This is a genomic window from Paraburkholderia sp. BCC1885 (genome assembly GCF_900996235.1).
Lineage (GTDB): Bacteria > Pseudomonadota > Gammaproteobacteria > Burkholderiales > Burkholderiaceae > Paraburkholderia.
Genome location: NZ_CAAJGM010000113.1, coordinates 1 through 493, shown reverse-complemented (window position 1 = coordinate 493; position 493 = coordinate 1). Strand labels below are relative to the sequence as shown.

At 65.5% G+C, this 493-nt stretch carries 1 pseudogene; it reads right to left on the bottom strand.

The features are described 5' to 3' along the window. Window positions 1-15: 15 nt before the first annotated feature. Window positions 16-493, bottom strand: a pseudogene (locus FQ755_RS12855) (lysine transporter); the annotation flags it as partial.

Below are 493 nucleotides of genomic sequence, written 5' to 3'. Positions count from 1 at the left end.
GTCGTAAAGCAAGCCTCAGGCCGTCTCGGCCGGGCTGCCCTGCCTGCGCGCCGCGCGATGCGCGCCGCCTTCGAGCCAGGGCGCGATCTCCATGTCCTCGTAGCGCACGAAGCGGCTCTTCTTCAGCAGCCGGTAGCCGAGCCAAACCAGCAGGAACAGCGGGATGCCGACATAGGTGGCCAGCACGCCGACCCAGTCGATCCGGTTCGACAGGAAGGCCTGGTAATCCTGACCGAGCGCGATCACCAGGCACAGCACGAAGGCGAAGATCGGTCCATAAGGGAACAGCCGCGAGCGATACGGCAGTTGCGAGAGGGCGAAGCCCTGCTTCTCGAAACCCTTGCGGAAGCGGTAGTGGCTGACCGCGATGCCGAGCCAGGCGATGAAGCCCGTCATCCCCGAGGTGTTGAGCAGCCAGAGATAGACGGTCTTGTCGCCGTACAGCGAGGACAGGAAGCACAGCGCGCCGACCGCGGTGGTCGCGTACAGCGCA